The organism is Pseudomonas sp. RIT411 (genome assembly GCF_003057735.2).
Classification (GTDB): Bacteria; Pseudomonadota; Gammaproteobacteria; order Pseudomonadales; family Pseudomonadaceae; genus Chryseomonas; species Chryseomonas oryzihabitans.
Map to the genome: position 1 here is coordinate 414,929 of NZ_QBIZ02000001.1, position 20,321 is coordinate 435,249.

Annotated in this window: 20 protein-coding genes and 1 tRNA gene; 5 read left to right on the forward strand and 16 right to left on the reverse strand. The window is 62.4% G+C overall.

Translation table 11 applies throughout. The features are described from left to right. Nucleotides 1-64 precede the first annotated feature (64 nt). Entirely contained in the window at nucleotides 65-988 is a 924-nt protein-coding gene (locus DBY63_RS01875) for a LysR family transcriptional regulator (protein WP_027599942.1), read from the reverse strand. A gap of 485 nt (nucleotides 989-1,473) precedes the next feature. Here DBY63_RS01875 and DBY63_RS01880 point away from each other — a divergent pair, with 485 nt between their 5' ends. From DBY63_RS01880 to DBY63_RS25340, 4 genes are all read left to right on the forward strand, one after another. Then, nucleotides 1,474-2,835: a dicarboxylate/amino acid:cation symporter gene (locus tag DBY63_RS01880; RefSeq protein WP_108581148.1), complete on the forward strand. Its 1,362-nt coding sequence runs from the start codon at nucleotides 1,474-1,476 to the stop codon at nucleotides 2,833-2,835. Between the two features lie 110 nt (nucleotides 2,836-2,945). Next, entirely contained in the window at nucleotides 2,946-4,364 is a 1,419-nt protein-coding gene (gene leuC, locus DBY63_RS01885; protein ID WP_108581149.1) for a 3-isopropylmalate dehydratase large subunit, read from the forward strand. 11 nt (nucleotides 4,365-4,375) lie between these two features. Beyond that, nucleotides 4,376-5,044 carry a 3-isopropylmalate dehydratase small subunit gene (gene leuD, locus DBY63_RS01890; RefSeq protein WP_044340805.1) on the forward strand — a complete coding sequence of 223 codons (669 nt, stop codon included), beginning with the start codon at nucleotides 4,376-4,378 and terminating at the stop codon, nucleotides 5,042-5,044. Between the two features lie 719 nt (nucleotides 5,045-5,763). Further along, nucleotides 5,764-7,077, forward strand: a complete 1,314-nt coding sequence (locus DBY63_RS25340) for a PAS domain-containing protein (protein WP_052504074.1) — start codon at nucleotides 5,764-5,766, stop codon at nucleotides 7,075-7,077. A 565-nt stretch (nucleotides 7,078-7,642) separates the two neighbouring features. On the opposite strand, the gene DBY63_RS01900 is transcribed toward DBY63_RS25340, so the two are convergent. The 15 genes from DBY63_RS01900 to aspS all read right to left on the reverse strand — a co-directional run bounded on the left by DBY63_RS01900 (nucleotide 7,643) and on the right by aspS (nucleotide 19,536). Then, nucleotides 7,643-7,718, reverse strand: a tRNA-Lys gene (locus DBY63_RS01900). A gap of 59 nt (nucleotides 7,719-7,777) precedes the next feature. After that, entirely contained in the window at nucleotides 7,778-8,452 is a 675-nt protein-coding gene (queC, locus tag DBY63_RS01905; RefSeq protein WP_042133038.1) for a 7-cyano-7-deazaguanine synthase QueC, read from the reverse strand. 2 nt (nucleotides 8,453-8,454) lie between these two features. Next, on the reverse strand, nucleotides 8,455-9,105 hold the full coding sequence (gene queE, locus DBY63_RS01910) for a 7-carboxy-7-deazaguanine synthase QueE (RefSeq protein ID WP_108581150.1): 651 nt from the start codon (nucleotides 9,103-9,105) through the stop codon (nucleotides 8,455-8,457). 71 nt (nucleotides 9,106-9,176) lie between these two features. Further along, nucleotides 9,177-10,004, reverse strand: a complete 828-nt coding sequence (gene ybgF / locus DBY63_RS01915; RefSeq protein WP_108581151.1) for a tol-pal system protein YbgF — start codon at nucleotides 10,002-10,004, stop codon at nucleotides 9,177-9,179. A 6-nt stretch (nucleotides 10,005-10,010) separates the two neighbouring features. Next, nucleotides 10,011-10,532, reverse strand: a complete 522-nt coding sequence (gene pal, locus DBY63_RS01920; protein WP_007160328.1) for a peptidoglycan-associated lipoprotein Pal — start codon at nucleotides 10,530-10,532, stop codon at nucleotides 10,011-10,013. 59 nt (nucleotides 10,533-10,591) lie between these two features. Further along, entirely contained in the window at nucleotides 10,592-11,890 is a 1,299-nt protein-coding gene (gene tolB / locus DBY63_RS01925; RefSeq protein WP_108581152.1) for a Tol-Pal system beta propeller repeat protein TolB, read from the reverse strand. Beyond that, a complete protein-coding gene (gene tolA / locus DBY63_RS01930; RefSeq protein WP_256594334.1) occupies nucleotides 11,887-12,993 on the reverse strand; it encodes a cell envelope integrity protein TolA in 1,107 nt (368 codons plus the stop codon). The genes tolB and tolA overlap by 4 nt, the downstream gene beginning before the upstream one ends. Then, nucleotides 12,990-13,436 carry a protein TolR gene (gene tolR, locus DBY63_RS01935; protein ID WP_007160331.1) on the reverse strand — a complete coding sequence of 149 codons (447 nt, stop codon included), beginning with the start codon at nucleotides 13,434-13,436 and terminating at the stop codon, nucleotides 12,990-12,992. The genes tolA and tolR overlap by 4 nt, the downstream gene beginning before the upstream one ends. Before the next feature lie 11 nt (nucleotides 13,437-13,447). After that, on the reverse strand, nucleotides 13,448-14,140 hold the full coding sequence (tolQ, locus tag DBY63_RS01940) for a protein TolQ (protein WP_007160332.1): 693 nt from the start codon (nucleotides 14,138-14,140) through the stop codon (nucleotides 13,448-13,450). A 2-nt stretch (nucleotides 14,141-14,142) separates the two neighbouring features. After that, nucleotides 14,143-14,592, reverse strand: a complete 450-nt coding sequence (gene ybgC, locus DBY63_RS01945; protein ID WP_027601708.1) for a tol-pal system-associated acyl-CoA thioesterase — start codon at nucleotides 14,590-14,592, stop codon at nucleotides 14,143-14,145. Between the two features lie 51 nt (nucleotides 14,593-14,643). Continuing rightward, nucleotides 14,644-15,696, reverse strand: a complete 1,053-nt coding sequence (ruvB, locus tag DBY63_RS01950) for a Holliday junction branch migration DNA helicase RuvB (RefSeq protein ID WP_007160334.1) — start codon at nucleotides 15,694-15,696, stop codon at nucleotides 14,644-14,646. 4 nt (nucleotides 15,697-15,700) lie between these two features. Further along, nucleotides 15,701-16,303: a Holliday junction branch migration protein RuvA gene (gene ruvA, locus DBY63_RS01955; RefSeq protein WP_007160335.1), complete on the reverse strand. Its 603-nt coding sequence runs from the start codon at nucleotides 16,301-16,303 to the stop codon at nucleotides 15,701-15,703. 46 nt (nucleotides 16,304-16,349) lie between these two features. Further along, complete coding sequence (gene ruvC / locus DBY63_RS01960) at nucleotides 16,350-16,910, reverse strand: crossover junction endodeoxyribonuclease RuvC (RefSeq protein ID WP_007160336.1); 561 nt, start codon at nucleotides 16,908-16,910, stop codon at nucleotides 16,350-16,352. Then, nucleotides 16,910-17,656 (reverse strand): YebC/PmpR family DNA-binding transcriptional regulator, encoded by a 747-nt coding sequence (locus DBY63_RS01965; protein WP_007160337.1) that lies wholly within the window; start codon nucleotides 17,654-17,656, stop codon nucleotides 16,910-16,912. The genes ruvC and DBY63_RS01965 overlap by 1 nt, the downstream gene beginning before the upstream one ends. 104 nt (nucleotides 17,657-17,760) lie before the next feature. After that, nucleotides 17,761-19,536 (reverse strand): aspartate--tRNA ligase, encoded by a 1,776-nt coding sequence (gene aspS, locus DBY63_RS01970; RefSeq protein WP_042133032.1) that lies wholly within the window; start codon nucleotides 19,534-19,536, stop codon nucleotides 17,761-17,763. A 211-nt stretch (nucleotides 19,537-19,747) separates the two neighbouring features. Between aspS and DBY63_RS01975 the strand changes: the two genes are divergently transcribed. Next, on the forward strand, nucleotides 19,748-20,218 hold the full coding sequence (locus tag DBY63_RS01975) for a Dps family protein (protein WP_007160339.1): 471 nt from the start codon (nucleotides 19,748-19,750) through the stop codon (nucleotides 20,216-20,218). Nucleotides 20,219-20,321: the final 103 nt, after the last annotated feature.

The window sequence follows — 20,321 nt, forward strand, 5'->3', positions numbered from 1 at the left end:
GAAATCCCTGCTTCGGCGAAGACGGCCATCCTTCGCCACCTGGCCGGAGTTCAGCAGGATGTAGTCAGTCTTCAGGATGGCCTGAATCTTCACCCATGGCGTTGATGTTGGAGAAACGCTCGACCAGGAAATCAATCAGGCTGCGCACTCGAGCCGACAGATGCAGTTGTTGCGGATACACCGCATAGATATCCGCCTGCTCGGTGTAGTCTTCCAACACGACTTTGAGGCGACCGCTGCGTACATAGCGGGCCAGATCCCATTCGGAACGCTGCAGAATCCCATACCCTTCCAGCGCCCAATTCAGGGCCACCTCGCCGTCGTTACAGCTCAGTACGCCATGGACCTTAACATTCTGGGTTCGCCCGCCATGATTGAAGTTCCAGACGCCGTAGGTCGCCTCATTCTGGCGTAGAAAGATACAGCTATGGTTCTGCAGGTCCGCGAGTCGGGTCGGGGTGCCATGCTTTTCCAGATACAGGGAGGAGGCGCATAGCAGTCGGCGATTGGCGGCGATCTTGCGTGCGTGGAAAGCCGCATCCGGGAGGTTGCCGATGCGGATGGCCAGATCGAAACCATGGGTCGCAAGATCCAGAGGGTGATCGCTGAGCTCGAGTTGCACCTTCACTTCCGGATAACGGGTATGAAAGGCCGCTAGGGCCGGGCCGATATAGCGCCGGCCAAAACCCAGGGTCGCATTGACGCGTATCAGGCCCTTGGGTGTGGCGCGACAACTGCTGACCAGCTGCTCCACCTCGTTGATCTGAGTGAGGATGCGTTCGGCGTGGCTGAAATACATCTCACCTTCAGCGGTCAGGCTCATGGAGCGGGTGGTGCGGTTGACCAGGCGAATACCCAGGCGTGCCTCCAGCGCGCTCAGACGTTTGCTCACCGCCGGCGGCGTTACGCCCAGATCACGGGCTGTCGCCGCCAGGCTGCCCTTCTCCGCGAGCAGATGGAAGAAGGCGAGATCGAGGGTCTGACTCATTGTTAACCCAGAGTTAATTAAGTAGTAATTTCTAAGCACTCACACTGTAGCGATCACTATATATACTCCTATCACCTTCTGCTGAACAGCCTGCGGCCAGCCAGGTCACGAGCCTGCTGGCGAGCCAGATCCTGTTATCGGGACAATTACGACCGAAGCAGCTTTCAGGCGTGCGTAGCGAACTAAGAACCAGGCCACCGGATCATAGGCCCGCCTATTCCGGCGAAGAAAGTCAGCGGCGAAATATGCCTGTTATAACCAGGCTATATCCAAACTCTTGATATTAACCGAGGAGATAGCTGCACCCATTCCGCTCGTCCGTAAAAAGCCTGAAAGCCCAACTCGCATTAGACGAACGCATTACTGAAGATGATTGATCGCTGATCGGCTTGATTGCCTCAAGTGATGATTCAGACATCCCGCAGCCGGACAGAAAACTGTTCTCGCGATGTCTCCTGACAAAAATAACAATGCAGGATTCCATAATGAAAAAAGCGCTCGGAAAGCTATATGTACAGGTATTGCTCGCCGTAATAGCCGGCTCCCTTGTCGGTGTACTGTTTCCCGAAACGGGCGCCGCGCTGAAACCTCTGGGTGACGCCTTCATCAAGCTCATCAAGATGCTCTTGGCGCCGGTCATCTTCCTCACGGTCGTGACCGGCATCGCGGGCATGGAAAACATGAAAGAACTGGGGCGGGTCGGTTTTCGCGCCCTGATCTATTTCGAAGTGGTTTCCACCCTGGCGCTTGTCGTCGGTCTGGTGGTGGCCAATGTATTGAGCCCCGGCAGTGGAATGAATGTCGACGTCTCGACCCTGGATACCTCAAGTCTCAGCGGCTATGCCACGGCGGCCAAGCATACGTCGGCCATGGACTTCTTGATGGGCATCATTCCCCACACGATCGTCGATGCCTTCGCGAAAGGCAACGTGCTGCAGATCCTCCTCTTTTCCGTCTTGCTGGGGGTAGCCCTGGCCAATGCCGGGCCTCGGGCGAAGCTCTTCGTGGACACGCTCGACAGCCTGAAGCAAGGCATGTTTCGGATCGTCAGCATGGTGATGCGCCTGGCGCCTATCGGTGCCTTCGGGGCGATCGCCTTCACCATCGGCAAATACGGATTCGGCTCGCTGTTTTCGCTGGGCAAGCTGGTGGCCTGCGTCTATCTCACCTGCGCCCTCTTCGTGATCTTCGTGCTGGGGCCGATCTGCCGCTACAGCGGCTTCAGCCTCTGGAAGTTCCTGAGGTACATCAAGGAAGAACTGTTCACCGTGCTGGGGACCTGCTCCTCCGAATCGGTGTTGCCGCAAATGATCTCGAAGATGGAAAGAGCGGGTGTATCCAAGCCGGTGGCAGGACTCGTCATCCCATCGGGCTTGACCTTCAATCCAGATGGACAGGCCATCTATTACACCATTGCCGCCATCTTTATCGCCCAGGCGACCAATACACCTCTGACACTGACCGATCAGCTGATCGTGCTGACCGTTCTGATGTTTACCTCCAAGGGCTCTGCGGGCGTGGCCGGCGCAGGCTTCATCATCCTCACCGCGACCCTGGCCTCGCTCGACACCATCCCGGTGGCCGGCATGGTGCTGCTGCTGGGCGTGGATCGTTTCATGTCCGAGGCGCGAGGGATCACCAACACGATCGGCAATGGAGTAGGAACCATGGCCATCGCCAAATGGGTAGGCGCCTTGGACACCGCCAAGATGAATAGAGCCCTTGATGGCGAAGACCTGGAAGAACCCCGTGATGCTGCACGATCCGAGACCGCCAAATCGGCCACGTCACCGAGCGAGACTCTCGTGCAACTGCCCGATGTTACAAGTCGGGCGCTCAAACATTGATAAAGGTTCAGTTTTGTTCAGTACCTGTAGATGAAAAATACGCGCTCGTTGCTCGACTCGATCTAAGAGCCAGTTTCCTGGCAGACAAAAACTCAAAGCAGGATATTGCGATGGTTAGCAAAACGCTTTACGACAAACTCTGGGATTCGCATTTGGTGAAACAGCGCGACGATGGCTCGGCGCTGCTCTACATCGACCGTCACATCATTCACGAAGTGACTTCCCCGCAAGCCTTCGAAGGCCTGCGTCTGAGTGGCCGCACGCCATGGCGAGTCGATACCAACATTGCGACCCCGGACCACAACGTGCCGACTACGCCGGAGCGCAAGGGCGGCATCGCCGCCATTACCGATCCGGTTTCGCGTCTGCAAGTGCAGACCCTCGACGACAACTGCGATCAGTACGGCATCACCGAATTCAAGATGAACGACGTTCGCCACGGTATCGTCCATGTCATCGCACCGGAACAGGGCGCCACCCTGCCGGGCATGACCGTGGTCTGCGGCGATTCCCACACCGCCACCCACGGCGCCTTTGCTGCGCTGGCACACGGTATCGGCACCTCCGAGGTCGAGCATGTGCTGGCGACCCAGTGCCTGGTCGCCAAGAAGATGAAGAACATGCTGGTTTCCGTCGATGGCCAATTGCCGTTCGGCGTCACCGCCAAGGACATCATCCTCGCGGTAATCGGCAAGATCGGTACCGCCGGGGGTAACGGCCACGCCATCGAGTTCGCGGGCAGCGCCATCCGGGACCTGTCCATGGAAGGCCGCATGACCATCTGCAACATGGCCATCGAGGCCGGCGCCCGCGTCGGCCTGGTAGCGACGGACGAAAAGACCATCGCCTACGTCGAGGGTCGCCCGTTCGCCCCGAAAGGCGTGGAGTGGGAGATGGCCGTCGAAGCCTGGAAAGATATGGTGTCTGACGCCGGCGCCCATTTCGACAAGGTCGTCGAGCTCGACGCCGCGCAGATCAAGCCACAAGTCAGCTGGGGCACTTCGCCGGAAATGGTCCTGGCCGTGGACCAGAACATTCCCGATCCTGCCCAGGAGCTGGACCCGATCAAGCGCGATTCCATCGTCCATGCCTTGAAGTACATGGGCCTGACCCCTAACCAGGCCATCACCAACATCCAGCTCGATCGCGTGTTCATTGGCTCATGCACCAATTCGCGGATCGAAGACTTGCGTGCTGCGGCCGTGATCGCCAAGGGCCGCAAGGTGGCTTCGACCATCAAGCAGGCCCTGGTCGTGCCGGGCTCGGGTCTGGTGAAAGCCCAGGCCGAAGCGGAGGGCCTGGACAAGATTTTCCTCGAAGCCGGTTTCGAATGGCGCGAGCCAGGTTGCTCGATGTGCCTGGCAATGAACCCAGACCGCCTGGAGTCCGGTGAGCATTGCGCCTCCACCTCCAACCGCAACTTCGCCGGGCGTCAGGGAGCCGGTGGTCGTACCCACCTGGTCAGCCCGGCCATGGCCGCCGCCGCGGCGGTGAACGGTCGTTTCGTCGACGTCCGCGATCTGATCTGAAGGAGACAAGCATGAAAGCCTTTACCCAGCACACAGGACTGGTCGCCCCTCTGGACCGCGCCAACGTCGACACCGACCAGATCATTCCCAAGCAATTCCTGAAGTCGATTTACCGGACGGGTTTCGGCCCCAATCTGTTTGATGAATGGCGCTACCTGGATGAGGGACAGCCGTACCAGGACAATTCCAAGCGGCCACTGAACCGGGATTTCGTCCTTAACGCCGAGCGTTATCAGGGCAGCAGCGTCTTGCTCGCCCGGGAGAACTTCGGCTGTGGCTCCAGTCGCGAGCATGCGCCCTGGGCATTGGAGGAATACGGTTTCCGCAGCATCATCGCGCCGAGTTTCGCCGATATCTTCTTCAACAACAGCTTCAAGAACGGCCTGCTGCCGATCGTTTTGAGCGATAGCGAAGTGGACGAGCTTTTCAAGCAGGTTGAAGCCAATCCGGGCTATCGGCTGCACATCGACCTGCAGGCCCAGACCGTGACCCGCCCCGATGGCAAGATTCTAAGCTTCGAGATCGACGGCTTCCGCAAACACTGCCTGGTCGAAGGACTGGATGATATCGGCCTGACCTTGCTGGAAGCCGATGCGATCCGAGCGTTCGAGGTCAAGCACCGTGCCCGTCAGCCCTGGTTGTTCAGAAATGCTGAAGAGCTGACACCAGCGCTTGGGTAACAGCCATGAACCTCTGATCACCCTTGTTTCAGTGACATCAGCTTCACCTCGAAATAAGCCGATATCCCCTCTCGCTCTGGTTTCAAAGACGACCTGGCGGACGACCACTCATCGCTCCGTTCAGGTCGGCTTTCGGAGATAGAGGGGCCCCAGTGGGGCCGTGGTTGCGTTGTTTAGATCCTCCCTGTGTCCAACTACACCGGCGTGAAGAATGCATAAGCGATGCCGCCGCGTCGACAGATCGATGGCATCTCGAGCAGCACCCGTTCGCCCTCCTCCATATCCAACTGCGGGCCATCGTCAGGCAGATGGAGGCTGCGCGCTGCCCTCACCTCAACGCGGCCTTTCGCGTCTTCCCGCTGCCGCCTGTGGGCCGCCCGACCACGTTACGCAGCACCGCCGGCGGTCAAGATCCCGTTGATGAAGCTCAGCATCGATCCGCAGCTGTGGCGAATGCTGTAGTACAAGCAGCGGATGGCTCAGGGCCCGGTGCAGCTGGCCCATTCCGTAATGGACTCGCTGGGCCGTTTGAAACCGCCCTATCGTCTGTGTTTTACCGATGGGCCTCCGCGAGTCTCTGCGCCGTCGCCACACATTGACCGCACGCTCGATCTGCAACCCAGCTTTAATATCGCGTTAAAGATAATTGCGCTCGTGCCGACATTTGATATCAAACAGACATCGCATGTCCGGCCATATCACCTACCTGGAACCGCCCTATGTCCATCCTTCAGCATCTGTCCATCATGCGTGGTCTCGACGTAATCGCTTCCGCTGTCGAGCAACCCGAGGCCGCAGCCAGGCTCGATTCGCTCACCGGGCCAGCCCCGGTGCGCAGGGTAGCTGAAGGCCTGAAGGTACTGCTGGCTCGCCAGGGGACACTCGACGCCCAGTTGCACGAGATGCAAAGCGAGATCGAACAGCTGACCGCTCGCCTCGCCGAGCGCGAAGCCGCGGCTGACCGTTTGGCAACCCGCTTTGACCTGGTCAATCGTGCTACCAGTGAAGGCCTGTGGGATATGGAAGTGGTCGCTGGAGATCCGGTCAACCCGCGTAATGCGTTCTGGTGGTCGGATCAGTTTCGTGCCCTGCTGGGCTTTCGCAACGAGCAGGACTTCCCGAACGAGCTCGGAAGCTGGGCCAATCGGCTACACCCGGAGGACAGCAAACCGACTCTGGACGCATTCGCCCGGCACCTGAATGATCGCAGCGGCAACACCCCCTATGACATCGAATACCGCGTGGCGACCAAGAGCGGCGAGTATCGCTGGTTTCGTGCGAGCGGCGAGACCCTCCGCGACGCCAAGGGTACGCCGCTGCGTGTGGCGGGCTCCCTCAGGGACATCCACGATCAGCGCCAGCGCGACGCTGAACTCGAGGTGACCCTGACGCGTTTCGAGCTTGCCCGCGAAATGCTCAATGATGGTCTCTGGGACATGGAGGTGATAGCGGGCGATCCGGTCAATCCGCAGAATCCCTTCTGGTGGTCGCCCCAGTTCCGCCGCCTGCTGGGATTCGAGACAGTCGAAGAGTTTCCCGATGTTCTCGACAGCTGGGCGTCCCGCCTGCATCCCGAGGACAAGCAACGCAGCATCGAGGCCTTTGGTGCCCACCTCAATGACCGCAGTGGCAAGACGGGCTTCGATATCACCTACCGCCTGAAATTGAAGGATGGCAGCTACCGCTGGTTCCGGGCACGAGGTCAGACCCGACGCGCCCAGGACGGCACGCCACTGCGGGTGGTAGGCGCCCTGACCGATATCCATGCCACCCATGAGCAGAATGCGCTTCGCGATTCTCAGCAGGCCCAGCATCGCGAGATGGAAGAAAACCTGAAGAACGTCACCGATATCGTCAGCTCGATCCAGGGCATCGCCGCCCAGACCAACCTGCTGGCGCTCAATGCCGCGATCGAAGCGGCACGAGCCGGCGAGGCCGGACGAGGCTTTGCGGTGGTAGCCGACGAAGTTCGCAAGCTGGCTACGCGCACGTCCGAAGCGACGCAGCGGGCGGCCACCATGATTCAACAGTGACGGTGCGCACGCCTTGGCTGCCTGGCCTGAACCGCCAACTGGCGGTGCAGTCAGCTAGAGAGAGTGCTCCAGCTCATCTTTCAGGTTGGCTTATCTGAAGGCTTCACACTGAATCTGCCCCCGCCCTGCGCGGGGGCTTTTTTTTGCCGATATGAAGCCAACCGTTCGCCACGCCAGGGCGCATGACGCCTCCCCTACCGAACACCTCTCTCCTGTCGCAGTCGAATCCGTGCCCACCGGCGTGGCGCTGACATCCGCGCCGGTTCAGACGCCCGAGGTGACGCTGCCTGTCCGGCAATCTCCAACCGTCCCTCAGGCGCCGGGCACCTTTTCGGCGACTACCGTGCCGGTAGCCGTTCCATCCCAGACGAGAGCGGCACTGTCTGAGCGTCTAGCGTTGGCAGCAGGCCCAGCCTTCAAGCGTACAACCCAGGCCGGCCACACGCCTGACTTGGCGATTACACCTCAGGGCAAGAACTACTCGCAGTCTGAGAGAGCCTTTTAGTTTTCCTGGCCATAGGCCTGAAACGCAAAAACCCTCCTTGCGGAGGGTTTCTGGTGAAGATGGTGGGTCGTGTGGGATTCGAACCTACGACCAATTGGTTAAAAGCCAACTGCTCTACCGACTGAGCTAACGACCCGTTAGTGGGCGCCATTCTAGCGATTTTCTCAGGAGAATCAACACCCTAGATAAAATTTTTTACTGGTAGCGCGTAGGATCGGAAATTCCAGCGGCCTTGAAGCCTTCGGCGCGCAGGCGGCAGCTGTCGCAGCGACCGCAGGCCTGGCCTTCATCGTCGGCCTGGTAGCAGGAGACGGTCAGGGCATAGTCGACGCCCAGCTGGCTGCCAGCCTGGACGATCTGCGCCTTGGAAAGGAACTGCAGCGGGGCTTCGATCTTGAAGGTATCCCCTTCCACACCGGCCTTGGTGGCGAGATTGGCCAGGCGCTCGAAGGCTTCGACGAACTCCGGCCGGCAATCCGGATAGCCGGAGTAGTCCACCGCATTGACCCCGATGAAGAGATGACGGGCACCGAGCACCTCGGCCCAGCCCAGGGCCAGGGACAGGAACACGGTATTGCGGGCCGGCACGTAGGTGACCGGGATGCCCTCGCCCGGGGTCTCCGGGACGGCGATGTCCGGGTCGGTGAGCGCCGAGCCACCGATGCCATTGAGATCCAGGCCGATCACCTTGTGCTCGACGACGCCCAGCTGGCGCGCCACGCGTTCGGCGGCTTGCAGCTCGGCGCGATGGCGCTGGCCGTAGTCGAAGCTCATGGTGTAGCAGGCGAAGCCCTGGGCCTTGGCCATGGCGACGATGGTGGCGGAATCCAGGCCGCCGGAAAGAAGGATGACCGCTTTAGGCTGACTCATGCTCAGTGTCCCGGTTCGTCGTTCCAGAGAATCTTGTGCAGCTGCAGCTGGAAGCGCACCGGCAGGTTGTCCGCCACGATCCACTCCGCCAGCTCACGCGGCGCCACCTGGCCATGGCTGGGTGAGAACAGCACCTCGCCCGCCCGTTGCTCCAGGCGATATTCGATCAGCTTGGAGATGGCCCAGTCATAGTCCTCGCGGGAGCAGATGACGAACTTGACCTGATCGTTGGGCGTCAGGTGGTCGAGGTTGGCGTACAGGTTGCGCCCCACCTCCCCCGAGCCCGGCGTCTTGAGGTCGACGACCTTGCTGACACGCCCGTCCACGCCACTGACATCCAGGGCGCCACTGGTTTCCAGCGACACCTCGTAGCCGGCGTCGCACAGCTGCTCGAGCAGCTTGAGGCAGTTGGGCTGGGCCAGCGGCTCGCCGCCGGTCACGCAGATGTGCCGCGGGCGGTAGCTCGCGACCTGCTCCAGGATGGCATCGAGGTGATGGATCTCGCCGCCGGTGAAGGCATAGGCCGTGTCGCAATAGTGACAGCGCAGCGGGCAGCCGGTGAGCCGGACGAAGACGGTAGGAAGACCGGCGGTGCGGGCTTCACCCTGGAGCGAATAGAAAATCTCGGTAAGACGTAGGGTATCTTTTTGCATGGAAGCCACGGGCGTGACGGCTACACAGGCCATCCGCCTCCGTTGCGGTAGATAGAAGAAAAAAGCCTGCGCTAGGGCAGGCTTTTCAGATCCCGCTGCGCCAGTTGCGCAGCGGAGGTTCCGGGATATTGGCTGATGACCTGCTGGTACATGCCCTTGGCCCGATCGGTGCGGCCGAGCTTCTGCTCGACGCCACCCAGTTTGTACAACGAATCCGGCACCTTGTTGCTGGTGGGATAGGCCTGACTGACCTTGGCGAAGGCCTGGCCAGCAGCCTGCAGATCGCCCTTGGCCAGATTCACTTCACCCAGCCAGTACTGGGCGTTGCCCGCATACTGGCTATTGGGATACTTGCGCAGGAAGGCATTGAACGCCTGGCTGGCCTTGTCGAAATCCTTGGCCTTGATCAGATCGAAGGCAGCGTCGTAGTACAGCTTTTCCTTCGCCGGATCACCCGGTTCACTGCTGGCGGCCGGTGCCCCTGCGGAAGCAGGCGGCGTCGGCGCATTGTTGGCCGCGATGGCACCACCCTGGGCAGCACCGGCAGCGGCTCCGCCGCCCGCATTGGCAGGCGCGGAAGAAAGCTGGGAAATACGGCCATCCAGATCCTGGTAACGATCCAATCCTTCCTGTTTGAGCTGGCGGATCTCGTTTTCCTGAACCTCGACCTGGCCACGCAGGCGAGCGATATCGTCCTGCATCTGTTGCAACTGCATGAACAGTTGACCCATGCCGGAAACGGGAGCCCCGTTTCCGGCACTGGCCGCGCCTGCATTGCCATAGCCTTGCCCAGCGGACTGGGCAACGCCATAACTACCATCCTGTACGGGAACCTGAGCCCCGGCGACAACCGGTACACCAAGGGTCAGGGCGATCAAGAACTGCAGGCGCTTGGACATCGTTTATTACTTCTTCAGCTCGACGCGACGGTTCTGAGCCCAGGAAGCTTCGTCGTGACCGACGGCAACCGGACGCTCTTTACCGTAGGAAACCAGCTCCAGCTGAGCCGGGGACACGCCCTGCAGTACCAGGTAGCGCTGAACGGCCTTGGCACGACGCTCGCCCAGAGCCAGGTTGTACTCGCGGGTACCGCGTTCGTCGGTGTTGCCTTCCAGAACGACGCGCTGGCCGCTGGCCTTCAGGTCACGAGCGTGAACGTCCAGAGCGCGCATGGCTTCCGGCTTCAGGTCGGAGCTGTCGTACTCGAAGTAGAAGGTGGTGATGGCGCGCAGAGCGGCTTCGTCGCCCATGCTGCCGTCAACGGCACCCGAGTTCGCGCCGTAGCCAGCGTTCGGGTCGACAGCACCGGCGCCAGCGCCAGCACCAGCGCCTTCACCGGAGGCGTCGCCGCCCTTGGAGGAACAGCCCACGGCCACGGCCATGGCCAGAGCCAGTGCAGCGAACTTGCCGAATTTCAGCATTTCCATCATGTAACTCCTAAAAGAACCGCAATGTTGGTGTAACTAAGGACTTTTCTAATTAGCCGTCAGTTCAGGTAAGGAGACCAGGAAGGCTCGCGCACGTCACCCTGGGCGGTGGGAATAGGAATCCGGACGCGACCATTGATGGAGACAAGCATCAGGACGCCTCGGTCCTGCTGGCGGGTGGCGTAGATTAGCATGGTGCCATTGGGCGCAACAGTGGGCGAGTCGTTCAGGCTGGTGTTGGAAAGTACCCGCACAGAGCCGCGTTGGAGGTCTTGCGCAGCGATCTGGAAGTTGGTGAAACCTTCCTGGCGATGCACCATGACCAGCGTCTTTTCATCCGCCGAAAGTTTCGGATTGGCGTTGTAGTTACCGACGAAAGTCACGCGCTCAGCACCCCCGCCATTGGCGTTGGTCTTGTAGATCTGCGGCTTGCCGGAACGGTCGGAGGTGAAATAGATGGTCTGACCATCCTTGCCCCAGAAGGGCTCGGTATCGATGGCCGAGTCATTCGTCACACGACGAATGGCACGCGAGCCGAGGTCCATCACGTAGATCTCGGGGTTGCCGTCCTTGGACAGCACGAAGGCCAGGCGATTGCCATCGGGCGAAAACGCCGGCGCGCCATTCAGGCCTTCGAAGTTGGTCAGCTGCTCGCGGCGGCCGGTGTCGATGTACTGCATGAAGATGCGCGGGCGCTGCTGCTCGAAGGAGACATAGGCGATGCGCTTGCCATCCGGCGCGAAACGCGGCGACAGGATCGGCTCGCGCGATTGCAGCAGGGTAACGGCACGGGCACCGTCATAGTCGGCGCGCTGCAGGGTGTAACGGGTGTTGGTGGCGGAGAAGCGCTCGGCGGTCACATAGAGGATGCGCGTCGAGAAGGCACCCTTCACACCGGTCAGCTTTTCATAGGCCTGGTCGGAGATGAAATGGGCCATGTCGCGCAGCTGATCGGTGCCGCCGCCGACGTTGCCGGTCAGAACCTGCTGTTCGGTGGAAACGTTGAACAGGGCGTAGTTGATCTGCAGCCGACCGCCATTGGGCACGATGCTGCCCACCAGCACGTAGTTGGCACCCAGGGCCTTCCAGTCACGGAAGATGACTTCGCTGGCCTGGCTTGGCTGGCTCAGCATGTTCTGGCGCGGAATCGGCGAGAACACCCCGGAATTGCGCAGGTCGTCGCTGACGATGTTGGCCAGGTCTTCCGGCAGTGGCTGACCACCCTGCCACCCGAAGGGCACGACGGCGATCGGGATGGCGCGATCACTACCGCTGGAAATCACCAGCGGATCGGCCGCCTGGGCGGAGCCCACCACCAGGACCAGGCCCAGCAGGATGTAACGGATCAGGGTGTTCACAGACTCAGGTCCTCCGGTTTGAAGATCATGCGGCGCTGACGGTACAGCTGATCGAAGGTCTTGCGATCCAGCTGCTGCAGCTCACGGATACGACCGACGTTACGCACGGCCGATACCGCTGAATTATCGAATTCCTTGTTGCCACTGGAGCGGGTCACCGTCGCGCTGGTGATGGTGCCGTCCGGCAGCATGTTGATCTGCACCTCGACGCTCATGCCGTTGCGCGCCGACTGCGGACGCGTCCACTGCTCGCTGACCAGTCGCACGATCAGGTCATCGAAACTCGATGCCACCTCGTCGCCCTGCTCTTCGGCCAGTGCCTGCTGCCGCTGGGTATCATCGGACAACAACTCGGCCAGGGCCTGCGCCTTCTTGTCTTCCGCCGCCTTGCGCGCAGCCGCCTGGGCAGCCTTCTTCTTGGCGTCGTCCGCCGCTTTCTTCTTGGCGGCCTCCGCAGCAGCCTCTTTCTTGGCCGCCTCGGCTGCAGCCTTCTGCTTGGCTTCTTCGGCCGACTTCTGCTTGGCTGCCTCTGCCGCAGCCTTCTTCGCCGCTTCCTCGGCCGCTTTCTGCTTGGCTGCTTCGTCAGCCTTCTTCTTGGCGATGTCCGCCTGCTTCTTCTGCTCGGCGGCCTGCTTGGCTTCCGCAGCCGCCTTGGCGGCCTCGGACTGTTTCTCGGCCTCAGCCTTGGCTTCGGCGGCCTTGGCCGCCGCTTCCGCTTGCTGCGCCTTTCGAGCGTCGTCGGCTTTCTTTTGTTCCGCGGCCTGTTGCTGGGCTTCCTTCTGTTGCTGAGCCGCCTTGGCCGCCGCCGCTTCACGCTGGGCTTCCTGTTGCTGACGACGCTGCTCCAGTTGTTCCTGCTCGTACTGCTTGGCCGCGGTCTTCTTCGCCTCCCCCGCCAGTTTCTGCTCGGTCTGCACCTGCGCCGAACTCTTGGATTTGAGCTGGACCAGGGTCGCCTGGACGACCGGACGCGACTGGGGCAATTCAGGGGTGAAGGCGAAGCTGACAAACAGCAGGCCGAAGATCAGCACATGCAGGGCGACTGCCCAGGTGACCGGCCAGAAATAACTTTCGGACGACGAACGCTCGCGGTGTCGCATCAAGGCGCCTCGGTAATCAACCCGACGTTGGGGACGCCGGCCTGTTGCAAGGCACCCATGGCGCCGGCGACGACGCCATAGTTGGCAGCCTTGTCACCGCGGATGAACACCTGGGTGTCCGCACGCTGACGCATGATGGCACCGACCTGCTGACTCAGTTGCGGCAGGGACACCGCGGTGGAGGACTTGGCCTTCTGATCGGTATCCACTTCGGAACCGACGTTCCAGTAGTAGGTACCGTCGGCTTTCACCGAGACGGTGAGGATCTGCTTGTCGTTGTCCTGCGGCAGGGCCTGGCTGTCGACCTTGGGCAGGTCGACCTTGACGCCCTGGTTGAGCATGGGCGCCGTCACCATGAAGATGACGAGGAGCACCAACATCACGTCGATGTAGGGCACCACGTTCATCTCGGCGACGGGCTTGCGTTTCTGGCGGCGAGGGACCATCGGATACCTCTTTATTCGTCGCTGGTGTGGACTTTGCGGTGCAGGATGGCCTGGAATTCATCCGCAAAGGTGTAGTAGCGGTTGATCAGCATTTCCGAGCGGGCGGCGAAACGGTTGTAGGCCACAACGGCGGGAATGGCGGCGAACAGACCGATGGCGGTAGCGATCAGCGCTTCGGCGATGCCGGGTGCCACGGTGGCCAGAGTCGCCTGCTGGGCGGTGGACAGGCCGCGGAAGGAGTTCATGATGCCCCAGACGGTACCGAACAGACCCACGTAGGGGCTGGTGGAGCCGACGGTGGCCAGGAACGGCAGGGCCTGTTCGAGCTTTTCTTCCTCGCGGGAGATGGCCACGCGCATGGCGCGGGAGACACCTTCCATGACCGCATCGGGATCCACGCCGGGCTGCTGACGCAGACGGGAGAACTCCTTGAAACCGGCGCGGAAGATCTGCTCGACGCCGGAATCCGGATCGGGGTTGCTGCCGGCCTGGCGGTACAGCTTGGACAGATCGATGCCCGACCAGAATTTCTCTTCGAAGGCATCCAGGGAACGCTTGGCGGCGCGCATGGCGTTGCCACGCTGGATGATCATGATCCAGGACGTGACAGAGGCTGCGACCAGGATGAGCATCACCAGTTGCACCACCAGACTGGCGTTGGCGATGAGGCTCCACATGGACGTATGGTCGACGTTGGGTTGCACGCTTAATCTCCTGATTGAATTGACGCCGGACTTCCGGCAAGAACCGTTCGCATGGCTTCGGGCATGGCCCTCGGCCTGAAGCTGTCAGCACGCACGCAGGCGACCGTTACCCACCCTTCGCAGAGCAGGACATCGTCCTTAGCACGCCGGACCTCCTGGTGAAACCTGAGGCTGGCGCGCTTCGCTTCGACCACCTCGGCACCGATCAGCAACTCGTCATCCAGTCGCGCGGGCGCATGGTAGCGCGCTTCGCTGCTGTGGACGACGAAGAGCAGACCGTCCCGGGCGAGTTCGGACTGGGCATAGCCCAGCGCGCGCAGTCGCTCGGTGCGGGCGCGTTCCATGAACTTGAGGTAGTTGACGTAATAGACGATGCCGCCGGCATCGGTATCTTCGTAGTAGACACGACACCTGAGGACGGACGGCGACGGGCTCCGCGATTGCGCGTGCATACTCTAGAACCTAGCCTCGCCGTTGCCAATCAGAAATGTTCGCAACTGCATTTAGTTACCATTGACCTCGAACAGATCGGGCGTACCGCCCTGGGCCAGACGCGTCGGCAGGTTGAGTCCGAAGTGCAGATAGGCATGCCGGGTCACCACCCGCCCGCGCGGCGTGCGCATGATATAGCCTTGCTGGATCAAATAGGGTTCCAGCACGTCTTCGATGGTGTGACGCTCTTCGCTGATGGCCGCCGCCAGGCTGTCCACGCCCACCGGACCGCCGTCGAACTTGTCGATCATGGTCAGCAGCAGCCGGCGATCCTGGTGATCGAAGCCCTGGGCATCCACGTCCAGCAGGTCGAGGGCGCGACTGGCGATGTCGTGGCTGATATGGCCCTGCCCACGCACCTCGGCGAAGTCGCGCACCCGCCGCAGCAGGCGATTGGCGATCCGCGGCGTGCCCCGTGCGCGGCGGGCGATTTCCATCGCGCCCTCGGCTTCGATGGCGAGGCCGAGGATGCCGGCGGAGCGGGTGACGATGGTGGCCAGGTCCGCGGTGCCGTAGAACTCCAGGCGCTGGACGATCCCGAAGCGGTCGCGCAGCGGATTGGTCAGCATGCCGGCACGGGTGGTCGCGCCGACCAGGGTGAAGGGCGGCAGATCCAGCTTGATGGAGCGCGCCGCCGGCCCTTCGCCGATCATGATGTCGAGCTGGTAGTCCTCCATCGCCGGATAGAGGACCTCCTCGACGATGGGCGAGAGGCGATGGATCTCGTCGATGAAGAGCACATCGCCGGCTTCCAGGTTGGTCAGCAGCGCGGCGAGATCGCCCGGGCGTTCCAGTACCGGACCGGAGGTGCTCTTCAGGGACACCCGCATTTCCTGGGCGATGATGTTGGCCAGGGTGGTCTTGCCCAGACCGGGCGGGCCAAAGATCAGGGTGTGGTCGAGGGCCTCGCCCCTGCCCTTCGCCGCCTGGATGAACAGGCCCATCTGGTCGCGCACCACCGGCTGACCGATGTAGTCCGCCAGCCGCACCGGGCGAATGGCGCGATCCTGGACTTCCTCGCGGTCGCGGCCACCGGCCGAGATGAGACGATCGGTTTCTATCATGGGATCAGACCATGCCCTTCAGGGCGCGACGGATGAGTTCCTCGCTGGAAAGGTCTTCCCCTTCCACGGCGGCGACGGCGCGGCTGGCTTCCTGGGGCTTGAAGCCCAGGGCGACCAGGGCGCTGACCGCGTCGGCCTCGGCGCTGGCCGCGACGGCGGCCTGGTTCGGCAGGACCAGGGGGGCGATGGCGGGCAGATTTTCCCAGGCCTTGAATCTGTCCTTGAGCTCGACCAGCAGACGCTCGGCGGTCTTCTTGCCCACCCCGGGCACCTTGACCAGGGCGGCCGTGTCCTGGGCTTGCACACAGCGAACCAATTCATCCACCTCGAGACTGGACATCAACGCCAGGGCCAGCTTGGGGCCGACACCATTGAGTCGGATCAGCTCGCGAAACAGCTCTCGCTCGCGTTTTTCCCCGAACCCATAGAGCAGGTGCGCATCTTCCCGTACCACGAGGTGGGTATGCAATGTGACGACTTCGCCCTGGGCCGGCAGCCGATAAAGGGTCGTCATGGGCACTTCGACCTCGTAGCCGACTCCGCCCACGTCGAGCAGGAGATGGGGCGGCTGCTTTTCCGCCAGGGTGCCACGTAGACGACCGATCACTGGGATACCTTCCTAACGTTGGAGCGAGATGAGAGAGCGGATGGCGCTAGAGACGCAGGCGACCGCCGCGGCGGCGGGTCGCCAGCAGGCCATGGGGAACCAGGCTCTGCCGGGTGTGGGCATGGCACAGGGCGATGGCCAGGGCGTCGGAGGCGTCGATCTGGGGTTTCTCGGTCAGGCGCAGCAGGTGCATGACCATCAGCATCACCTGCTGCTTGTCCGCCCCACCGTTGCCGACCACGGCCTGCTTGACCTGGCTCGCGGTGTATTCGGAAATCTCCAGACCACCTTCGGCGCCGGCGACGATGGCCGCTCCCCGGGCCTGACCCAGCTTGAGCGCCGAATCGGCGTTGCGCGCCATGAACACCTGCTCGATGCCCATGGTGACCGGCCCGTACTGGGCGATGACGTCGCGCACGCCGCGATAGACGATCTGCAGCCGCTCCGGCAACGGACCGTTACCGGTCCGGATGCAGCCGGAGGCGACGTACTCGCAGCCGCGTCCGGTGTCGCGCACCACGCCGAAGCCGGTCAGCCGCGAACCCGGGTCGATGCCCAGCACCAGGGTGCCGGGCGCATCGGGCGGCAGGCGCTCGTAGAGGGACATCAGCCGAGCTGCGCCATGACATCCTCGGGGATGTCGGCGTTGGAGTAGACGTTCTGCACGTCGTCCAGGTCTTCGAGCATGTCGATCAGCTTGAGCACCTTCTGCGCGGTTTCCAGGTCCAGGGTCGCGGAGGTCGAGGGGATCATGGTCACCTCGGCTTCGTCGGCCTTGTAGCCGGCGGCGGTCAGGGCTTCGTTGACGGCGATGAAGTCGGCGAAGCTGGTGAAGACGTCGATGGAGCCATCGTCGTTGGCGACCACGTCGTCGGCACCCGCTTCCAGGGCGGCTTCCATCAGGGCGTCCTCGTCCAGGCCGGGGGCGTAGCTGATCTGGCCCTTGCGCTCGAACAGATAGGCCACAGAACCGTCGGTGCCCAGGTTGCCACCGCACTTGTTGAAGGCGTGGCGGACTTCGGCCGCGGTGCGGTTGCGGTTGTCGGTCATGGCCTCGACGATGATGGCGACACCGCTCGGGGCGTAGCCTTCATAGGTCAGTTCCTCGACGTTCTCGCCTTCGCCGGCGCCCACGCCCCGGGCGATGGCCCGGTCGATGGTGTCGCGGGTCATGTTGGCGGTCAGCGCCTTGTCCACCGCCAGGCGCAGGCGGGGGTTGTCGGCCGGAACGCCGCCACCCTGGCGCGCGGCCACGGTCAGCTCACGGATGATCTTGGTGAAGATCTTGCCCTTCTTGGCATCCTGACGCTCTTTGCGATGCTTGATGTTGGCCCATTTGGAATGACCGGCCATAAGCTACTCCAATGTCTTGACGAAGACGGCGCCGCGGCGATGACCGCGGCGCACTGAAAAGGGAAACGGCGGGCACCCGTCCGGGCGCCCTCCTCCGATAAGGCTTATTCCGCCTTGGGCTGCTCGCGCAGGCGGATGTGCAGCTCGCGCAGCGCCTTGGCGTCGACGGCGCCGGGCGCCTGGGTCATGACGTCGGCGGCGCTCTGGGTCTTCGGGAAGGCGATGACTTCACGAATGGACGAGGCGCCGGTCATCAGCATCACCAGGCGATCCAGGCCGAAGGCCAGGCCGCCATGGGGTGGCGCGCCGAACTTCAGGGCGTCCAGCAGGAAGCCGAACTTCTCTTCCTGTTCCTCAGCGCTGATCCCCAGCACCTCGAAGACCGCCTGCTGCATCTTCTTGTCGTGGATACGGATGGAACCGCCGCCCAGCTCGGTGCCGTTGAGCACCATGTCGTAGGCGCGCGACAGCGCCGCACCCGGGTTGGCCTTGAGCTCGTCCGGGCCGCACTTGGGCGAGGTGAAGGGGTGGTGCATGGCGGTCAGGCTGCCATCGTCGTTTTCCTCGAACATCGGGAAGTCGACCACCCACAGCGGCGCCCACTGGCAGGTCAGCAGATTGAGGTCGTGACCGAGCTTGATGCGCAGCGCGCCCAGGGCCTCGGAAACGATCTTGGTCTTGTCCGCGCCAAAGAACACGATGTCGCCATCCACCGCGCCGACGCGGTCGAGGATGACGTTGATGTTGTCCAGGGGGATGTTCTTGACGATGGGCGACTGCAGGCCCTCGACGCCGGCGGCGCGCTCGTTGACCTTGATGTAGGCCAGGCCCTTGGCACCGTAGATGCCGACGAATTTGGTGTAGTCGTCGATCTGCTTGCGCGGCATGCTCGCCCCGCCCGGTACGCGCAGGGCGGCGACGCGGCACTTGGGATCGTTGGCCGGACCGGCGAAGACCTTAAAGTCGACGTCCTTGAGCTGGTCTTCCACGTCCACCAGTTCCAGCGGGATGCGCAGGTCCGGCTTGTCGGAACCGAAGCGACGCATGGCCTCGGCCAGGGTCATGTGCGGCAGCTCGCCGAACTCGACGTCCAGGACTTCCTTGAACAGGTTGCGCACCATGGTCTCGGTGATGTCCATGATGTCTTTTTCATCGAGGAAGCTGGTCTCGATGTCGATCTGAGTGAATTCCGGCTGGCGGTCGGCCCGCAGGTCTTCGTCGCGGAAGCACTTGGCGATCTGGTAGTAGCGATCGAAGCCGGCGACCATCAGCAACTGCTTGAACAGCTGGGGCGACTGCGGCAGGGCGAAGAAGCTGCCGGGGTGGGTGCGGCTGGGCACCAGGTAGTCGCGGGCACCCTCGGGAGTGGCCCGGGTCAGGATCGGGGTTTCCACGTCGAGGAAACCGTTCTCGTCCAGGTAGCGGCGGATGCTGGAGGTGATGCGCGAACGCAGCTTCAGCTTCTCGGCCATCTCCGGACGGCGCAGATCGATGAAGCGATAGCGCAGGCGGGTCTCTTCGCCGACATCGGTGTATTCGTTAAGCGGGAACGGCGGGGTTTCCGCCTCGTTGAGCACTTCCAGCTCGTAGCCCAGCACCTCGATGGCGCCGGAGGCCATGTTGGCGTTGCGCGCGCCTTCGGGACGCAGGCGCACCTTGCCGGTGAGCTTGACGACGTACTCGCTGCGCACGCGGTCGGCCTTGGCGAAGGTTTCGGCGCGATCCGGATCGAACACCACCTGGGCCAGGCCTTCGCGATCGCGGATGTCGAGGAAGATGACCCCGCCGTGGTCACGGCGGCGGTGGACCCAACCGCAGAGGGTGATTTCCTGGCCGTCCAGGCTCTCGTTCAACTGGCCGCAATAGTGGCTGCGCATCATGGTCGTGGTTTCGCTTCTCTAGAACAGGCTGAATGCGTGGAGGCGCCGGGCCGGCAAGACCGGGCGCTCGACTGAACGGGAGATTCTATATCATCCGTCACGATTTTACCGTAGCCGGGCACGCAGCTCGACGTGCGAACACTGGCTAAACGGCCAGCGGTTCTGTGATAGCCTCGGAGCCCTTCGCAACCGACGCACAGGAGCCGTCAGCATGGAAATCAACATCGGAATCGCCGAACAGGATCGTGCCCAGATCGCCGAGGGCCTGTCGCGCCTCCTGGCCGACACCTACACCCTGTATCTGAAGACCCACAACTTCCACTGGAACGTGACCGGGCCGATGTTCAACACCCTGCACCTGATGTTCGAGACCCAGTACACCGAGCTGGCCGTGGCGGTGGACGACATCGCCGAGCGCATCCGCGCCCTGGGCTTCCCGGCGCCGGGTACCTACGCCGCCTATGCCCGCCTGTCGAGCATCAAGGAAGAGGAAGGGGTGCCGGACGCCCAGGACATGATCCGCCTGCTGGTGCAGGGTCAGGAAGCCGTGGTGCGGACTGCGCGGGGCATCTTCCCGTTGCTGGACAAGGTCAGCGACGAGCCCACCGCCGATCTGCTAACCCAGCGCATGCAGACCCACGAGAAGACCGCCTGGATGCTGCGCAGCCTGCTCGCCGCCTAGCTCCGGCTGCCGTCGCGGGCCGAGGCCCGCGACGGTGCCACGATTGAGCGGCCCTCACCTTTTGGGTTAAATAAGGACGCGCTTTTCGCGCCGGGTCACTCCG